The following is a 17,687-nucleotide window of genomic DNA, read 5'->3' on the forward strand; positions in this document are numbered from 1 at the left end:
CCCCTTGTAGGACATCGCTAATCTTTGCGCCGCTACTGCCGTACGACCACGGCTGAAAAGAGGACAAGAAATGGCTACGAGCACCACCCTTGGCGTGAAACTGGACGAGGCTACCCGTGATCGTCTCAAGGAAGCTGCGCGCAGGATCGAGCGCACCCCGCATTGGCTGATCAAGCAAGCGATCTTCAGCTACCTCGAGGCCTTGGAAAGCGGCATGACCCTTCCGGAACTCCAAGGTATTGCCCAGCGCCTGGCCGAAGGTGACCACGACGCGCTCGAAGCCCTCCCCGAGTCCACCCACCAGCCGTTCCTCGAATTCGCCGAAAGCATCCTGCCGCAGTCCGTGCTGCGCGCGGCCATCACCGCCGCCTACCGCCGCCCCGAGCAGGAAGCCGTGCCCATGCTGCTGGAGCAGGCCCGCCTGCCCGCCGAGATGGCTGACGCCGCCTACAAGCTGGCCTATGGCATCGCTGAGAAACTGCGCAACCAGAAGAGCGCCGGCGGCCGCGCCGGTATCGTCCAGGGCCTGCTGCAGGAGTTCTCCCTGTCCTCCCAGGAAGGCGTGGCACTGATGTGCCTGGCCGAAGCCCTGCTGCGCATCCCGGACAAGGGCACCCGTGACGCCCTGATCCGCGACAAGATCAGTACCGGCAACTGGCAGCAGCATCTGGGCCAGAGCCCGTCGATGTTCGTCAACGCGGCCTCCTGGGGCCTGCTGATCACCGGCAAGCTGGTGTCCACCCACAATGAAGCCGGGCTGTCGTCCTCGCTGAACCGCCTCATCGGCAAGAGCGGCGAGCCGGTGATCCGCAAGGGCGTGGACATGGCCATGCGCCTGATGGGCGAGCAGTTCGTCACCGGCGAAACCATCGCCGAGGCCCTGGCCAACGCCACCAACTTCGAAGCCAAGGGCTTCCGCTACTCCTACGACATGCTCGGCGAAGCCGCGCTGACCGAGGAAGACGCCCAGCGCTACTACGCCTCTTACGAGCAGGCCATCCACGCTATCGGCAAGGCTTCCCACGGCCGCGGCATCTATGAAGGTCCGGGCATCTCCATCAAGCTCTCCGCCCTGCACCCGCGCTACAGCCGCGCCCAGTACGAGCGCATGATGGGTGAGCTGTACCCGCGCCTGCTGTCGCTGACCCTGCTGGCCAAGCAGTACGACATCGGCCTCAACATCGACGCCGAAGAAGCCGACCGCCTGGAAATCTCCCTCGACCTGCTCGAGCGCCTTTGCTTCGAGCCGAGCCTGAAGGGTTGGAACGGCATCGGCTTCGTCATCCAGGCCTACCAGAAGCGCTGCCCGTACGTGATCGACTACGTGATCGATCTCGCCCGCCGCAGTCAGCACCGCCTGATGATCCGCCTCGTGAAAGGCGCCTACTGGGACAGCGAGATCAAGCGCGCCCAGGTCGACGGCCTGGAAGGTTTCCCGGTCTACAGCCGCAAGGTCTACACCGACGTTTCCTACATCGCCTGCGCGCGCAAGCTGCTGGGCGTGCCGGAAGTCATCTACCCGCAGTTCGCCACCCACAACGCCCACACCCTGTCGGCCATCTACCAGATCGCCGGCCAGAACTACTACCCGGGCCAGTACGAGTTCCAGTGCCTGCACGGCATGGGCGAGCCGCTGTACGAGCAAGTGGTGGGCAAGATCGCCGACGGCAAGCTGAACCGTCCGTGCCGCATCTACGCACCGGTCGGCACCCATGAAACCCTGCTGGCCTACCTGGTCCGCCGCCTGCTGGAAAATGGCGCGAACACCAGCTTCGTCAACCGCATTGCCGACCACAGCATCTCCATCAAGGAACTGGTGGAAGATCCGGTTGCCAGCGCCGAGGCCATGGCCAGCGTCGAAGGCGCCCTGGGCCTGCCGCACCCGCGCATCCCGCAGCCCAAGGCCCTGTACGGCGACGCCCGAGTCAACTCCAGTGGCATCGACATGGCCAACGAACACCGCCTGGCGTCCCTGTCCAGCGCCCTGCTGAGCAGTGGCCACGCCGACTGGCGCGCCCAGCCGATGCTCGGCTGCCCAACCAGCGAAGGCCCGAGCGAGCCCGTGCTGAACCCGGCGGATCACCGCGACGTGGTCGGCCACGTGCAGAACGCCACCACCGCTGACGTCGGCAACGCCGTGCTGGCCTCCATCACCGCCGCACCGATCTGGCAATCCACCCCGCCGGTGGAACGCGCCGCCGCCCTGGATCGCGCCGCCGACCTGATGGAAGCCGAGATGCAGCCGCTGATGGGCATTCTCGTCCGCGAAGCTGGCAAGACATTCAACAACGCCATCGCCGAAGTGCGCGAGGCCGTGGACTTCCTGCGCTATTACGCCGCCCAGGCCCGCCACGACTTCGCCAACGACACGCACCGCCCGCTGGGCCCGGTGGTATGCATCAGCCCGTGGAACTTCCCCCTGGCGATCTTCGCCGGCCAGGTGGCCGCTGCCCTGGCCGCCGGCAACACCGTGCTGGCCAAGCCCGCCGAACAGACCCCGCTGATTGCCGCCCAGGCCGTGCGCATCCTGCTCCAGGCCGGCATTCCGGAAGGCGTTGTGCAACTGCTGCCGGGCCTCGGCCACACCGTGGGCGCCGCCCTGGTGAGCGATGAGCGCGTGAAAGGCGTGATGTTCACCGGCTCCACCGAAGTGGCTGGCATCCTCGCCCGCAACGTCGCCGGCCGCCTGGACGCCCAAGGCCGTCCGATTCCGCTGATCGCCGAAACCGGCGGCCAGAACGCCATGATCGTCGACTCCTCGGCCCTTGCCGAGCAGGTGGTGACCGACGTGATCGCTTCCGCCTTCGACAGCGCCGGCCAGCGCTGCTCCGCCCTGCGCGTGCTGTGCGTGCAGGAAGACGTGGCCGACCGCGTGGTGGAGATGCTCAAGGGCGCCATGGCCGAGTGCCGCATCGGCAACCCCGAGCACCTGAACGTGGATATCGGCCCAGTCATCGACGCTGAGGCCAAGACCAACATCGACAAGCACGTCCAGGCCATGCGCAGCAAAGGCCGCAGCGTGTTCCAGATCGCCCGCACCGAAGGTGATGTGATGCAGCGCGGCACTTTCGTGATGCCGACCCTGATCGAACTGGACAGCCTCGCCGACCTGGAACGCGAAATCTTCGGCCCCGTGCTGCACCTGCTTCGTTACAAGCGCGAGGACATGGACGCCCTGCTCGACCAGATCAACGGCACCGGTTACGGCCTGACCCTGGGCGTGCACACCCGCATCGACGAAACCATCGCCAAGGTGGTGGACAAGGCCCATGCCGGCAACCTTTACGTCAACCGCAACATGGTCGGCGCCGTGGTCGGCGTGCAGCCCTTCGGTGGCGAAGGCCTGTCCGGTACCGGCCCGAAAGCCGGCGGCCCGCTGTACATGTACCGCCTGTTGGCCACCCGCCCGGTCGACGGCGTCAGCCGCACCTTCCAACGCCTGGATGGCCAAAGCGTCGCCGACACCCAGCAGCGCACCACCCTGCAGGAACGCCAGGGCAAGCCCCTGGAAGCCCTCAAGGCCTGGGCCGCGAAAAACGGCAAGGACAGCCTGGCAAGCCTCTGCGACAGCTTCGCCGAGCAGTCCCAGAGCGGCCTGACCCGCGTCCTGCCTGGCCCGACCGGGGAGCGCAACACCTACGTACTGCTGCCGCGCGAGACCGTACTCTGCCTGGCGGACGACGAAACCGACCTGCTCGTCCAACTGGCGAGCGCTCTGGCCGTTGGCAGCAGCGCGCTCTGGGCCACCAGCGAACTGACCGGCAAGCTGCGCGGCGCCCTGCCGAAAGCGGTGCAGGCACGCATCCAACTGGTTGCGGACTGGAGCCAGCCCGAAGTCGCCTTCGATGCCGTACTGCACCACGGTGACTCCGATCAGCTGAGCGCCATCTGCCAGCAGGTCGCCTCCCGCAAGGGTCCGATCATCGGCGTCCAGGGCCTGTCCCAGGGCGAGACCGCGATCCCGCTGGAGCGTCTGCTGATCGAACGCGCCATCAGTGTCAACACCGCTGCTGCTGGCGGCAACGCCAGCCTGATGACCATCGGCTGACACCCCGTCGCGCCCTCGGGAGCGACATTGCTCCACCCCGGCACCCGCTCACAAGGCAGGTGCCGGTCGCAACACCGGAGGCCTTGCCTCCAGGCGGACCACCCTTACCGGGGCGGCCCCGCCCACTCTTCTCTTCGACGGTTGGCCATCATTCACTGACGGCAAAGGGGGCACGCCACAAGCGTGCCCCCTTCTTTTTTAGTTCTTCGCCGGGTCTTGAGGAAGAGCGATTCGCAGGTAAACGGGCAATCGCCAAACGCCCGCAATTCCCGCAGCCGTCGTGCATCCTGTTGATCTTGCCCAACTCTGACCAGGCTACGCGTTCGTTGCACGTCGCCCATTCGCCGACAACACTCTGCCGTTCGCGCGTTCCAGAGCCCCGGGCGCGGCAGTTCGGACTCACGTCGCAGCAGCCAGGCGCGGACCGTCTGCTTGAAATCGAAGGATTAGGTTTCCTGATAGACTATGCGCCCTTGCCGGCGCAGCCTGATTTGAGCGGTGCACTTCACCTCTCCGTTCTTGCTCTTTCGCCGCGTGATCGCGCCCATGCTTTCCTGCAGTGCTAAATCCCGTGAGCCCAGTGCTAAAAATCAGTACCAGGCCTGCCGGGATTGCCGGAAAGGGGCCAAAACAGGCTCAAATCAGACGTTTCCGATGACCGCTCTAAACGCTCCCCAGCCCCAATCCACGCGCCCTGCCCTGTCCCGCCGCTTCTCCGTGGCGCCGATGATGGATTGGACGGATCGCCATTGCCGCTTCTTCCTGCGCCAGCTGTCGCAGCATGCCCTGCTCTACACCGAAATGGTGACGACGGGCGCGCTGCTGCGTGGCGACTATGAGCGCTTCCTGCGCCACGACGAGGCGGAGCATCCGTTGGCGCTGCAGCTGGGTGGCAGCGTGCCAGCAGAGCTGGCGACCTGCGCGAAGATGGCGCAGGAGGCGGGCTACGACGAGGTGAACCTGAACGTCGGCTGCCCCAGTGACCGAGTGCAGAACAACATGATCGGCGCCTGCCTGATGGGCCATCCGGCCCTGGTGGCTGACTGCGTCAAGGCGATGCTGGATGCGGTAGATATTCCGGTCACGGTTAAACACCGTATCGGTATCAATGGCCGGGACAGCTACGAGGAGCTCTGCGACTTCGTCGGCCAGGTGCGTGAAGCCGGCTGTCGCAGCTTCACCGTGCATGCGCGCATCGCCATCCTGGAAGGCCTCTCACCCAAGGAGAATCGCGAGGTTCCACCGCTGCGCTATGACGTGGCAGCACAGTTGAAACGGGACTTCCCGGATCTGGAGCTGATCCTCAACGGCGGCATCAAGACCCTCGGCGAATGCCGTGAGCACCTGAAGACTTTCGACGGTGTGATGCTGGGCCGCGAGGCGTACCACAATCCCTACCTGCTCGCCGAAGTGGACGCCGACCTGTTTGGCTGTGCCAGCCCGCAGATCAGCCGCGCCGAAGCCCTCCAAGCCATGCGCCCCTACATCGAGCGCCATATTCAGGACGGTGGCGTGATGCATCACATCACCCGTCATATGCTCGGCCTTGCCCAGGGCTTCTCCGGCGCCCGACGCTTTCGCCAGTTGCTGTCGGTCGACGTGCACAAGGTCGCCGACCCGTTGGCGTTGCTGGATCAGGCGGCGGAGCTGCTGCGCGGCCGCTGAGTGGAAATCGACGCTTCCCAGGCCGGCGCCAGGCGAAAGCGACTGCGACCCTGGGCGACCAGCAGGCCGCGATCCACCATGCGCCCCAGTACCTGGCGCACGCTAACCAGCGACAGCGGCTCGCCCGCTTCCACCAGACGCTCATGAAGAACGCGACTGGGAATGTCGCTACCTTCTTGCGAGGCGAGGCAGAGTATTTCCAGCACCTTGAGACGCGGCATGCTGGTCTTCAGCCCTGCCTGCTGCAGCATCTGCCGCAACTGGCGGTGATCCAGGTTCAGAAGGCTTCGCTCCTCCCTTAGGCCCATGGGCTGCGGTACGACCGGCTTGGCTCGGGGCAACGCATGTACTCGCATCAGGATCTCCTTGTTGGTCAATGACTCGCATGACGCAAAGCCTAGGGCCGAATCTCCTGCCGGCCTGCTTCCCGATTTTCTCGGGCTCTCATAGAAGAAGACGGACCAGCAAGGAAAAACCGCAACAAGAATGCGAAATATTTTCCCCTGGGGAACCTGCTCCCCCCTTTTCCGGGTCTGTTGAGCTGGGCAGGCCGATGGCCTGTAAAAAGCCCTTACGCCCCCGTTGAGCAGCCCCGGCAGCTCGGGTAAGGTCGGATCATCCGCCACGACAAGGTTTCGCCATGACCTCCAAGCTGGACAAACTCAAGCAGTACACCACTGTCGTCGCCGACACTGGCGACCTCGATGCAATTGCGCGCCTCAAGCCGGTCGACGCCACCACCAACCCTTCCCTGCTGCTGAAAGCTGCCGCCATGCCGCGCTATGCCGAGTTGCTCGACAGCGCCATGAACGGCGCCGGTGATGACTTGGGCCTGGCCTGCGACCGTTTCGGTGTAGCCGTAGGCCAGGAAATTCTCAAGGTGATACCAGGGCGCATTTCCACCGAGGTGGACGCCCGCCTATCCTTCGACACCGATGCCACCCTGCGTCGCGCCGAGCGCCTGATGGGTCTCTACGAAGAGGCCGGCATCGGCCGTGAGCGTGTACTGATCAAGATCGCTTCCACCTGGGAAGGCATTCGCGCCGCCGAACAGCTGGAGCGCGCAGGTATCCAGACCAACCTGACCTTACTGTTCAACTTTGCCCAGGCGGCGGCCTGCGCCGACGCCGGTGTTTTCCTGATCTCGCCCTTCGTCGGCCGCATCTACGACTGGTACAAGAAAGCCGAAGGCCGAGACTTCGTAGGCGGCGAAGACCCTGGCGTGCAGTCTGTCTCGCGCATTTACCGCTACTACAAGGCCAATGGTTACCGAACCGTGGTGATGGGCGCCAGTTTCCGCAACCTGGGCCAGATCGAGGCACTTGCCGGCTGTGACCGACTGACCATCAGCCCGGAACTGCTGCAGAAGCTGGCTGACGATCAGGGGGCTCTGGATCGCAGCCTGGCTCCAGGAAACGATGCCGAAGCTCGCGTCGTGCTGGACGAAATAGCCTTCCGTTGGCAGCTGAACGAGGATGCCATGGCCACCGAGAAGCTGGCCGAAGGCATTCGCCTGTTTGCCCGCGACCAGGAAAAGCTGGAAGCCCTGCTCGCCTCGCGCCGCTGAAACGCGAACGCGCGCAGCCGTTGCGGGCTGCGCGCGTTTTCATTTGCGGAGAAGTAACGACGGATCAGTGGCGTTCGAGTGCGCTGACCAGATCGTGAAAGGCTTCGCGGTTGGACTCATTGAGTCCCATGAGGATTCGGTGGGCTTCCAGCACCTTGGTGCGGACCACTTCTTCCGTCTGATCCTGCGGCGGCAGGTCTTCCAGGCATTCCGGACAAGGTATTGGTGTCCCGACGATATTGAACACCTGGTCGAATCCCATCGACTGCAGCAGCCGCGTGATATCGGGGTGGGTGGTCACTACCGTGGGCAACAGACCCACTTTCTGCCGCGAAAGGATCGACAGCTTGGCCAGAAGCCCCAGGGTCGTACTGTCGATGCTCTGGGTTTCTGTCAGGTCGATCACGATCGCCGAGAAATTCAGCGCCGAGAAGATCTTTTCAATGGTCGCATCCAGGGCCGAACACAGGGTTAAGCGGATTTCCCCGACGAACTTCAGGACGAACGTCCCATCCTGCTCGGCAAACTGGATTTTACCGGTACTCATGCAAGGTTCCTGCTCAACACCAGCAAGGCGATATCATCCGGCATCTCGCCCAAGCTGGCCAGTCCAAATACTTGTCGCAAGCCATCCAGACTGCCACCTGCGGCACATACCATCTCTGGCAGCGCGGCTTCCTTATCTTTGAGGGTATCCCCGGGCAAAAGGTCCAGGATCCCGTCGGAGAGCAAGGTCAGGCTGAAGGACGACGGTAAGTCGATGACCCGATCATCATAGCTCGCCTCTTCGAACAGCCCCACTGGCAGCCCCTTACCCTCCAGGTAGGAGGCCTTGCCCTCGCTATAAAGCACCGGCAGCGGCAAATGCCCACCAATGCTGTACGTCAGTTGACCGCGTTCCTCGTCGATCACGCCGCCGAGCATGGTCACGTGCTTGCCCAGCTTGGTATTGATCAGGCCGCGGTTGATGTGTCCAAGCACCTCGGAAGGTCTGAACTCAGGCAGCATGCCATTGCGCCGGGACTCATAGAGCAGGCGCGTTGTCATGAACTTGAGCAATACGGTCACGAAGGCCGAGGACGCGCCGTGGCCGGAAACGTCCGCCAGGTAAAAGGCAACCCGACGGTCGTCCACGCGGAAGTAGTCGACGAAGTCCCCCGAGAGGTACAGCGACGGGATGATCTGGTGGGCGAAACGCAGGCCGTCCACTTCCCAGGGCGTCACCGGCAGCATGTTCATCTGCACCTGGCGCCCGGCGTTCTGGTCTTCCTGCAGCAGGTGCAGGCTGGCTTGCAGCTCCCGGTTGGCGGATTCCAGCTTTTCCCGGTAGCGGCGGTTTTCCAGACGCAGGGCCGCGCGATCAAGCGCGCGACGCACCGAATGTTCGAGAACGGCCAGGTCTTCCAGGGGCTTGATCAGGTAGTCCGCCGCGCCCAGGCGCAGGGCTTCGACAGCATCGCTCATGACGCCGGCGCCGGAGACCACCAACACAGGGGTTTCTGATTCCAGTTCGGAAATGCGACGGATCAGTTCCAGGCCATCGACCTGAGGCATGCGCAGGTCGCAGATCACAAGATCCGGGCGCTCCTGCTCGAAAACCTGCAGCCCTTGCAGGCCGTTACTGGCCTGCCGAACGCTGAATCCACTGTCTTCCAGATAGGCCGCGAGGCTTGCGCGCACTACCTCGTCGTCATCAATAATCAGCAGCTTGGCACTGGGATTGTGCATGGAGTATCCAGGCAAACGGCGCCAGGGATGGGTTGTTGTAGCACCCGACCTAAGGCCCGAGCACGAGTACGGGGGTTCGCTTTACGGCGCAGACGGTACTCCCATCCGCAGGGCGATTCAAGCTTGCGCCGCGAGTCGAACTCTGCCTTTACACCTGAAATCGCTGGAAGTTATAAGGGGTTCGGCCCCACTCCATGACGACAAGAGGATTAGCGCGTGAGCCTGGACGACCGCAACTACAGCGAGAAGCGCGACTTCATCCGGATGCAGGTGCAGACAAAAGCCATCCTGGAGCACGCCGGCCAGCAGTACCCTGCCCTTTGCCTGGACCTTTCCAGCACGGGGATGCAGCTCGAAGTGAACGCCAAACTGGCAGTCGGCGATCGCGTTCGCGTGCTGATTCCTTCCGAGCACAGCGCGCTCAAGGGCCTGGAAGCCGACACCGAAGTGGTACGGATCGGCGAGAATGCAAACGGCAGTCAGGCCCTCGGCCTGGCCATAATCAGCATGCGCTAGGCGTAAAACCCGGAAACGAAAAAGGCGACCCCGAGGTCGCCTTTCTTCATGGTGCCGAGATCGGACCAGCAGACTTAGAAGTCGTCCTCTACCTCGCCATCCTTCACCTTGAACTCACGGTTCTGCAGGTAAGCATTGCGGATGAAGATGTACTTGTCACCGGTGATCAGCTTCTCCGCGGACAGCAGGCTGGCGCGGGTATCCACGACATCGACCGCACGGGTCACGTTGCGGGTCGGCACGTGATCGATGTAGGGATAGGGTTCGAGGAAGGCATCCGGAATCTTGCCGCCAGCGTCTCGTACCGTGCTTGGGCCGAGGAACGGGATCACCAGATAGGGACCGCTGCCCAGGCCCCAGTAGCCGAGGGTCTGGCCGAAGTCTTCGTCATTGCGCTGTAGGCCCATGTGGGTGGCCACATCGAAGAAGCCGAGCAGGCCGAAGGTGGTGTTGAATACCAGCCGTCCGGTGTCGACGCCGGCATTGTGGAACTTGGCCTGGAATAGATCGTTGGCCAAGTTGCCGACATCGCCGACGTTGTTGAAGACATTGTGAATGCCGTCTTCGAGGAATTGCGGAGTCACCGCCTGGTAACCCTGGGCGACGGGCTTCAGCGCGTAGGTGTCGAGGGTGTCGTTGAAGCGGAACATCGCACGGTTGAAGCCCTCCCAGGGGTCATCCTCAGCGGCGCTGGCAGCGACGGGTAGTGCCGCCAGGGTAACGCAGGCCAGTATACGGCCCAGACGATCGAGCCACCGAGTACCGATCAATCGCATTGCAGACTCTCCTTGAGAAAAGTAGTGTGGCGGCCCGCCGCCCAGTCAGGGCGCGCAGTATAAGGTCATCGCCCGCCTTGGGCAGCATAGCGGACTGCCAGCATGCCGAAAAAAACCTTGCTTCATGTTGCACACATTCCCGTTCGCTGGGGTGATATGGACAGCTACGGCCACGTCAACAACACCCTGTACATCCAGTATCTGGAAGAAGCGCGGGTAGCCTGGTTCGAGAGACTCGGCATTGCCATGAACAACGTTCCCCAGGGTCCGGTGGTACTGCAAACGCTGCACACCTACCTCAAGCCCGTGGTGCATCCGGCTACCGTGGTCATCGAACTTCATGCAGGCCCCGTGGGCAACAGCAGCCTGGTGGTGGAGCACCGCCTGAGCACCCTTGAAGACCCGTCCACCCTTTATGGCGAAGGCCATTGCAAACTGGTCTGGATTGACCACGCCACCGATAGAGCGGTACCGGTGCCTGATGATCTGCGCCTGGCCATGGGGGTTGGCCAGCGGCAGTAACTTCGCTGTCATTCAGAGCGGTTAGTCTGCGCCAGACCTCGTCAGGATGACGCTGATGCCCCAGAGCCAACCGCCCGCCTTTACCGCCCTCCTCTTCGGTCTTTCCGGCTGCCTGGTGGACTTCGGTGCCCGCACCTTGCCGCTGGCACTAGCCCGGCTGTTGCCGGACTGTCCGGCACCACGCCTGGCGGAATCCGCCGCCCTGCCCCTGCGCGCCGCCCTCGACCACGCACTGGGCTCCCCTGCCGGCGAGGAGTTGTTCCAGGCGCTCCAACAACAGTTGCTGGACGCTGCCAGCGAACACGCCGAAGCCGTCACCAATCTCGATGAACTGGCCAACCTGGTGAGTTGCACCCAGGTTCCCTGTGCCTGGCTCGACGACCTGCCCGCCCCGGCCAGCCGGCGCCTGGCCACCCCTCTGCCCACCTGGCTGAGCGGCAGTGAAATCAACGGAGCGCGTCCCTGGCCGGCGCCGGACAGCTGCTGGCAAGCCCTGGCAGGGCTTGGGGTTTCACGCCTGGAAGGCTGCGTGCTGATCAGCGCCAATCCGCGCCTTCTGCTGGCCGGGCTGAATGCCGGACTCTGGACCATTGGCCTTGCCACCAGCGGCCCCCTGTGTGGGTTGGCGCCAGCGGACTGGCAGGCGCTGGACAGTGTCGAACGTGATCGACTGCGCGCCGCCGCCACCCTGGAGCTGTACCGTCTGGGCGCCCATTCGGTGATCGACCACCTGGGTGAGCTCGCCCCCTGCCTGGCGGACCTCGCCTACCGCCGCGACAAGGGCGAGAAGCCCTGAGTGCAGAATTTGTATTTCAGGCTTGATCCGAGTCAGGCAGGCCTGTCACGCCTGGATTAATCTCTAAGGCATGAGGGACCTTTGCCCCAGTGGCCAGGTCAACTCCTGAGACATTCGCAAAGGGAGAAAGACATGCCTGAACGCCTGCAGCAGCAACTGCAACAACTGCGCGACCAGTTGGCCGAGGAACCGCCGCTGGATGCGGAGGAACGCGCATCGCTGATCGAGTTGATGCAGGAAATCGAACTGCGCCTGGCCCGCGACGCTGCCATGGCGCCAGATGCAACCCTGGTGGACGGGGTCAACCTGGCCATTGAGCGCTTCGAAACCCGTCATCCCACCCTCGCCGGAACCTTGCGCAACATCATGCAAAGCCTGGCGAATATGGGCATCTAGTCCGCCCCAGATGAAAAACCCCGACTTCGAGTCAGGGATTTCGTTACTGCCGCACCAGCCGGCGATTATCGGCCTGCACCGCATGGGTACTGCGGTACGGGTTGATGTCCAGCCCGCCGCGGCGCACGTAACGCGCATAAACGGTCAGCAGCTCTGGCGCGAGCAACCTCTTGAGGTCGAGGAAAATCCGCTCCACGCACTGCTCATGGAAGTCGGCATGCTGGCGAAAGCTCACCAGATAGGCCAGGAAGCTGGCGTGATCCAGCCGCTTCGCCCCGCGATACGCGACGACTACAGTGCCCCAGTCCGGCTGGCCGGTAACTGGGCAGTTGGATTTCAGCAGATGGCTGTGAAGCGTCTCTTCCACCGTCTGCCCGGCTTCGGCGCGCAGCAGTTCGGGCTGCGGATGCTCGTAGCCACCGATGGTGACATCCAGCTCATCAATGCAGATGCCTGGCAGGCTGGCGACACCCTCGGCTTCCACCTCGGTCAGGCTGCGTACGCGCACCGCGACTGAAGCACCGGCTGCCGCGCTCAGGTCCCTAGCCAGCACCTGCTCCAATTCAGCCGCACTGGCATAGACAGACTGGTTCAGCGAATTGAGGTAAAGCTTGAACGACTTGGATTCGATGATGTTCGGCGAATCGGCCGGAATGGCGAACTCACCGATCGCGACCACCGGCTTGCCGGACGGCGTGAGCCAGGACAGCTCATAGCAGTTCCAGAAATCCACGCCCTGATACGGCAGGGTTGCGGCGGTCAGACCCAGCTCGTTCCACTTGGTCACGCGGGAGATGGGGAACAGCAACTCGGGGCTGTAGGAGCTGACGTACTCGCTGGACTTGCCCAGCGGCGAATGTTCGGCGGGGTGATGCATGAGCGGGTGAACCTGAAAGTGCGGGAATCGCGCAATTGTATACAGTCGGGTGGCTACTGAAAAATCTACGGCACCAACGGCGTCGCTGCATTACAACTTTGTCAGCTTGCCCTGTCCGCGAGCACGGTATAAAGCAGCAGACCAAGCCATGAGCCCACCATGAAGCTATTGATAGTCGAAGACGAACCCAAGACCGGCCAGTTCCTGCGCCAGGGCGTGATCGAAGCCGGTCTGGCCGCCGACCTCGTCACCAATGGCCTGGAAGGCCGGGATCTGGCTCTGACCGGCCGCTACGACCTGATCATCCTGGACGTGATGCTCCCTGGCCTGGACGGCTGGCAAGTGCTGCGCAGCCTGCGCCTGGCAGACCTGCAGACACCGGTGCTGCTCCTCACTGCACGGGATACCGTGGAGGAACGCGTCCATGGCCTGGAACTGGGGGCAGACGATTACCTGATCAAACCCTTCGCCTTCGTCGAACTCCTTGCCCGCGTGCGCACCCTGTTGCGCCGTGGCGCCGCCGCGCCCCAGGAAACCAGTCTGGAACTTGCGGACCTGCGCATGGACCTGCTGAATCGGAAGGTCGAGCGCAGTGGCCGTCGCATCGACCTCACCGCCAGAGAGTTCGCCCTGCTGGAATTCCTCCTCCGACGCCAGGGCGAAGTGCTGCCCAAAGCGCTGATCGCCGCCCAGGTCTGGGACATTCATTTCGACAGCGAAACCAACGTCATCGAAGTTGCCGTTCGCCGCTTGCGAGCCAAGCTCGACGACGACTTCCCCACCAAACTGATCCATACCGTGCGCGGCATGGGCTACGTACTGGAGGCTCGGGAAGGCTGATGCGCGGACTCTCCCTCACAGCCCGCCTGGGTCTGCTGTTCGCCGCCTGCACGGCCACTGTGTCGCTGATTGCTGGGGTATTGTTCAGCCGCGCCAGCGAAGCGCACTTCATCGAACTCGACCAGCAACTGCTGGATAGCCGCCTGAGAGCCTTCCGCGCCCTGGTCAGCGATGTGGACAGCCCCGCGGCCTTGGTGCCTCGTCTGGACGCCCTGCAAGCCGAGCTACGCCTGCATCCGGACTTGGCCCTGCGCCTGGAGGGCCACGACAGCCGCTACTGGTTCAGCAGCGCCGATGGCCTGCGCGCGCCGGGTCGTGACGGGCTGCATGACTGGCAGCAGGATGGCACCGACTATCGGGTCTACAGCGCACTATTGCGACCGGATGCCCCCGATTCGCCACGCCTCACGCTGGCCCTGGACATTACTCATCACCAGCACTTCCTCGAACGCATGCAGCGGCTGATCTGGCTCACCGTAGGACTCTCCGCCCTGGCCACTGCCCTGTTGGGCGCCTGGGCGGCGCGCAGTGGCCTGCGCCCCCTGCATCGCATGGCCGAGGTGGCCGCCGGGGTATCCGCCAGTTCACTGACCGCCCGCCTGCCCGACGATCAGGTTCCTCCAGAGCTGGTGGAACTTGTGCGCGCCTTCAATGCCATGCTGGCCCGGCTGGATGATGCCTTCCAGCGGCTCTCGGCCTTCTCTGCCGACATCGCCCACGAGTTGCGCACGCCGCTGTCCAACCTGCTGACCCAGACCCAGGTGATCCTCAGCCAGGATCGCGCAACGGACGATTACCGCGAAGCCCTGCATTCCAACCTGGAAGAGCTGCAGCGCCTGGCGCAGATGGTGGGCGACATGCTGTTCCTGGCCAAGGCCGAACACGGCCTGCTGCCGACCCGACGCGAGCCCCTGGAACTGGCCGACGAACTGGATGCCCTGCTGGACTACTTCAGCCCCCTGGCCGAGGACCGCCAGATCGCCATGAGTCGTAGTGGCGACGCCCGATTAAACGCTGACCGCAGCATGCTGCGTCGCGCGCTATCCAACCTGCTGGACAACGCCCTGCGCTTCACGCCGGAAGGCGGTCGCATTGAAGTGAACCTGACCAGAGACGCCCGCAGCCTTCAGCTGACAGTGGCCAACAGCGGTCCCGACATCCCCGCCGAACTGCTGCCACGGTTGTTCGATCGATTCTTCCGCGCCGACCCCGCCCGCCGCGAGGGCCGCGAACATGCCGGCCTGGGCCTGGCCATCACCCGCTCCATCGTTCGCGCCCACGGCGGCGATATCCGCTGCGAATCCGCCAACGGCCGGACATGCTTCACCCTGCAGTTTCCCAACCCCTGAAACGCAGAAGGCGCGCCATCTGGCACGCCTTCCCGGAATCAAACCCGATCAACCCTGTGCAGTCGACCAGTCGATCATGCCGAACTGCCAAGTCGCCAGGATCAGCAGACCGAAGCCGATCCGGTACCAGGCGAACGCCGCGTAGCTGTGGCTGCCGATGAACTTCAGCAGGCTGCGTACGGCAATCATGGCGAAGACGAAGGACACCACCGAACCCAGGGCAAACACCGGCAGGTCGCTTGGCTGGAACAGGTCGCGATACTTGTAGCCCGAGTAGACGGCCGCGCCAACCATGGTGGGCATGGCGAGGAAGAAGGAGAACTCGGTGGCCGCCTTGCGCGACAAGCCGAAGAGCAGGCCGCCAATGATGGTCGCTCCGGAGCGCGAGGTACCCGGCACCAGCGCCAGGCACTGGGCGCAGCCAACCTTGAGTGCATGCTTCCAGGTCATTTCGTCGACGGTTTCGGCCTGCACCTGGTGTTGGCGCTGCTCGGCCCACAGGATGATCACACCGCCTACCACAAGGGCCGATGCCACGGTGATGGGGTTGAACAGGTAATGGTGAATCACATCGGCAAAGGCCACGCCAAGGACCACCGCCGGAAAGAACGCCACCACCAGATTGAGCGTGAAACGCCGAGCACCGCGCTGGGTGGGCAACCCGACGACGACGTCGAAGATCTTCCGCCGATACTCCCAGACCACCGCGAGAATGGCCGCCAGCTGAATGATGATATTGAAGGCGATGGCCCGTTCACCGGTGAAGCCCAGCAGGTCCGCGACCACGATCTGGTGGCCGGTGCTGGAGATCGGCAGAAACTCCGTCAGGCCTTCGACAACCCCCAGAATGATGGCCTGCAAGGCCGTCCACAAATCCATTGAAACTCTCCCCCGAGGCGCGCTCTTCAGGCGGCCTTTTCGTTACGAATGCGCAGGTAACTGACACCACGAATGTGCCGAACGGCGATGAAACCAGATGCCAGCAAGCAGGTTCCGGGACGAACGAGCCTTCAGCCTTGCCCCGAAGCGCCGAAATGCTAACAGAGAGCCAATGGGAAATCGCGGCTAAAGGCTGATTGATAAAGGCCAAGCCGCCTGCTGGGGCAGTACCGGGTGTAACCACAACCAGCCGAAACCGCAGCGAGCCGCTACAATCGGCGGCTTTCTCCCATGGAATTGGCAAGGTGTCTTCTTTCGAACTCAGCGCCGCGGCCCTCGGCGTGCTGGCGGTATGGCTCACTGTCCGGCAGAACCCCTGGTGCTGGCCAATCGGCCTGATCATGGTGCTGATGTACAGCTGGATCTTCTTCGAGGTGAAGCTGTACTCGGACATGCTCTTGCAGCTGATTTATGCCGCGCTGCAACTTTACGGCTGGTGGCAGTGGCCCCGTGGTGGCCTCCAGCATGATGGTCGCCAGGTCAGCCGTCTGGGCGCACGACCACTGAGCCTGGGTCTGCTGGCGGGAACAGCCGGCAGCCTGGCCTTGGGCTATGGCATGGCGACCTGGACCGACGCCGCAGCACCCTGGTGGGACGCTGCGCTCACGGCCTTCAGCCTTGTGGCTCAGTTCTGGATGGCGCACAAACGCCTGGAATGCTGGCTGCTCTGGATTGTGGTCGACCTGCTCTTCGTCCTGCTGTTCCTCAGCAAGGGCCTGTACCTGACCGCCGGACTCTACGGTCTCTTCACCCTGCTGGCCGTGCAGGGTTGGCGCACTTGGCGACGCGAGCTGGAGCCCGCCACGGCATGAAAGTACTGGTGCTTACCGGGCCCGAGTCCAGCGGCAAGAGCTGGCTTGCGGCGGAGCTGCAGGCCAGGTTCGGCGGCCTGCTGGTGGGCGAGTACGTGCGCCACTTCATCGACCGCGAGCAGCGCGACACGTGCTATGCCGACATCCCTGCTATCGCCCGTGGCCAGCTCGATTGGGAAGACCGGGCACGCGCCAAGGCGCCCCCCCTGCTGATCCTGGACACGCACCTGCTCAGCAACATCCTCTGGAGCCGCAAGCTGTTCGACGATTGCCCCGGCTGGCTGGAGGCCGAGCTGCGGGCACGCCATTACGACCTGCATCTGCTGCTGAGCCCGCAACACGTGGAATGGGTAGATGACGGCCAGCGCTGCCAGCCGGAGTTGGCCGAGCGCCAAGCCTTCTTCGAGGATTGCCGCGCCTGGCTGGCAGGCGCTGGCCAGGCCTTTGAAGTGATCGAGGGCGATTGGGAGACTCGCCGCTGGCAGGTCCTGCAGCGGGTTGCTCGCTGGCTCCGCTGACCTTAGGCGCTGCAAAACGTTGTTATCGAGGTTGAAGGGCGAACCTTCGATCCGCTTGGCGAGTAACATCCACGCTCGTAGAAACTGGAGCCCTCTATAGGGGGGCATCGCGGATGCAGCCTGCCAGATGGTAGCCCGGATGAAATCCGGGAGCGGTGATTGGGCTTTCCCCCCGACTTCATACGGGCTACTGACAATCCGACTTCATCCTGTAACTCAGGCAGTTCGATCATCACAGGCAGAGCCAATGACTCATGACCACGCCCTAAAGACGTGGCTTCCCAAGTTCAAATGAATTCGCCCCGACAACAGATGCGAATGCATCCAGCAGCAGGCTG

17 protein-coding genes are annotated in these 17,687 nt (G+C 63.5%); 11 read left to right on the top strand and 6 right to left on the bottom strand.

Annotated features, from left to right (window positions below; translation table 11 throughout):
- Window positions 1–70: 70 nt before the first annotated feature.
- Entirely contained in the window at window positions 71–4,048 is a 3,978-nt protein-coding gene (putA, locus tag E8F20_RS26080; protein ID WP_280286328.1) for a trifunctional transcriptional regulator/proline dehydrogenase/L-glutamate gamma-semialdehyde dehydrogenase, read from the top strand.
- A 654-nt stretch (window positions 4,049–4,702) separates the two neighbouring features.
- On the top strand, window positions 4,703–5,713 hold the full coding sequence (gene dusA, locus E8F20_RS26085; RefSeq protein WP_280286329.1) for a tRNA dihydrouridine(20/20a) synthase DusA: 1,011 nt from the start codon (window positions 4,703–4,705) through the stop codon (window positions 5,711–5,713).
- Here the strand turns inward: dusA and E8F20_RS26090 are convergent.
- Complete coding sequence (locus E8F20_RS26090) at window positions 5,683–6,069, bottom strand: hypothetical protein (protein WP_280286330.1); 387 nt, start codon at window positions 6,067–6,069, stop codon at window positions 5,683–5,685. The two genes, dusA and E8F20_RS26090, sit on opposite strands and share 31 nt — an antisense overlap.
- A 284-nt stretch (window positions 6,070–6,353) precedes the next feature.
- On the opposite strand from E8F20_RS26090, the gene tal reads away from it, so the two are divergent.
- A complete protein-coding gene (gene tal / locus E8F20_RS26095) occupies window positions 6,354–7,280 on the top strand; it encodes a transaldolase (protein ID WP_280286331.1) in 927 nt (308 codons plus the stop codon).
- Between the two features lie 64 nt (window positions 7,281–7,344).
- On the opposite strand, the gene rssC is transcribed toward tal, so the two are convergent.
- Together rssC and rssB are read right to left on the bottom strand one after the other, a co-directional pair.
- On the bottom strand, window positions 7,345–7,827 hold the full coding sequence (rssC, locus tag E8F20_RS26100; protein WP_280286332.1) for an anti-sigma factor antagonist RssC: 483 nt from the start codon (window positions 7,825–7,827) through the stop codon (window positions 7,345–7,347).
- Complete coding sequence (gene rssB / locus E8F20_RS26105; protein ID WP_280286333.1) at window positions 7,824–9,008, bottom strand: two-component system response regulator RssB; 1,185 nt, start codon at window positions 9,006–9,008, stop codon at window positions 7,824–7,826. Before rssB ends, rssC begins: the two co-directional genes overlap by 4 nt.
- A gap of 216 nt (window positions 9,009–9,224) precedes the next feature.
- Here rssB and E8F20_RS26110 point away from each other — a divergent pair, with 216 nt between their 5' ends.
- Window positions 9,225–9,524, top strand: coding sequence for a PilZ domain-containing protein (locus E8F20_RS26110; protein ID WP_280286334.1), 300 nt, complete (start codon window positions 9,225–9,227; stop codon window positions 9,522–9,524).
- A 74-nt stretch (window positions 9,525–9,598) separates the two neighbouring features.
- Here the strand turns inward: E8F20_RS26110 and E8F20_RS26115 are convergent, their stop codons facing one another.
- Window positions 9,599–10,300 carry a VacJ family lipoprotein gene (locus E8F20_RS26115; protein WP_280286335.1) on the bottom strand — a complete coding sequence of 234 codons (702 nt, stop codon included), beginning with the start codon at window positions 10,298–10,300 and terminating at the stop codon, window positions 9,599–9,601.
- Between the two features lie 102 nt (window positions 10,301–10,402).
- On the opposite strand from E8F20_RS26115, the gene E8F20_RS26120 reads away from it, so the two are divergent.
- From E8F20_RS26120 to E8F20_RS26130, 3 genes are all read left to right on the top strand, one after another.
- Window positions 10,403–10,822 carry a thioesterase family protein gene (locus tag E8F20_RS26120; RefSeq protein ID WP_280286336.1) on the top strand — a complete coding sequence of 140 codons (420 nt, stop codon included), beginning with the start codon at window positions 10,403–10,405 and terminating at the stop codon, window positions 10,820–10,822.
- A gap of 55 nt (window positions 10,823–10,877) precedes the next feature.
- The gene (locus tag E8F20_RS26125) at window positions 10,878–11,618 is read left to right on the top strand and encodes an HAD family phosphatase (RefSeq protein ID WP_280286337.1); all 741 of its coding nucleotides are present in this window, start codon (window positions 10,878–10,880) and stop codon (window positions 11,616–11,618) included.
- A gap of 132 nt (window positions 11,619–11,750) precedes the next feature.
- On the top strand, window positions 11,751–12,014 hold the full coding sequence (locus tag E8F20_RS26130) for a DUF4404 family protein (RefSeq protein WP_280286338.1): 264 nt from the start codon (window positions 11,751–11,753) through the stop codon (window positions 12,012–12,014).
- Window positions 12,015–12,057: 43 nt separating this feature from the next.
- Here the strand turns inward: E8F20_RS26130 and queF are convergent, their stop codons facing one another.
- Window positions 12,058–12,891, bottom strand: coding sequence for an NADPH-dependent 7-cyano-7-deazaguanine reductase QueF (gene queF, locus E8F20_RS26135; protein ID WP_280286339.1), 834 nt, complete (start codon window positions 12,889–12,891; stop codon window positions 12,058–12,060).
- A 159-nt stretch (window positions 12,892–13,050) separates the two neighbouring features.
- Here queF and E8F20_RS26140 point away from each other — a divergent pair, with 159 nt between their 5' ends.
- Entirely contained in the window at window positions 13,051–13,731 is a 681-nt protein-coding gene (locus tag E8F20_RS26140) for a heavy metal response regulator transcription factor (protein WP_280286340.1), read from the top strand.
- On the top strand, window positions 13,731–15,080 hold the full coding sequence (locus E8F20_RS26145; RefSeq protein ID WP_280286341.1) for a heavy metal sensor histidine kinase: 1,350 nt from the start codon (window positions 13,731–13,733) through the stop codon (window positions 15,078–15,080). The genes E8F20_RS26140 and E8F20_RS26145 overlap by 1 nt, the downstream gene beginning before the upstream one ends.
- A gap of 48 nt (window positions 15,081–15,128) precedes the next feature.
- Here E8F20_RS26145 and E8F20_RS26150 read toward each other — a convergent pair whose 3' ends face one another.
- Window positions 15,129–15,959: an undecaprenyl-diphosphate phosphatase gene (locus E8F20_RS26150; RefSeq protein ID WP_280286342.1), complete on the bottom strand. Its 831-nt coding sequence runs from the start codon at window positions 15,957–15,959 to the stop codon at window positions 15,129–15,131.
- Window positions 15,960–16,264: 305 nt separating this feature from the next.
- Here E8F20_RS26150 and pnuC point away from each other — a divergent pair, with 305 nt between their 5' ends.
- Both pnuC and E8F20_RS26160 read left to right on the top strand, forming a co-directional pair.
- Window positions 16,265–16,831 carry a nicotinamide riboside transporter PnuC gene (gene pnuC, locus E8F20_RS26155; RefSeq protein ID WP_280286343.1) on the top strand — a complete coding sequence of 189 codons (567 nt, stop codon included), beginning with the start codon at window positions 16,265–16,267 and terminating at the stop codon, window positions 16,829–16,831.
- Complete coding sequence (locus E8F20_RS26160) at window positions 16,828–17,349, top strand: AAA family ATPase (RefSeq protein WP_280286344.1); 522 nt, start codon at window positions 16,828–16,830, stop codon at window positions 17,347–17,349. Before pnuC ends, E8F20_RS26160 begins: the two co-directional genes overlap by 4 nt.
- Window positions 17,350–17,687 lie beyond the last annotated feature (338 nt).

The sequence above is a fragment of the Pseudomonas sp. BN415 genome (assembly GCF_029871195.1).
Classification (GTDB): domain Bacteria; phylum Pseudomonadota; class Gammaproteobacteria; order Pseudomonadales; family Pseudomonadaceae; genus Metapseudomonas; species Metapseudomonas resinovorans.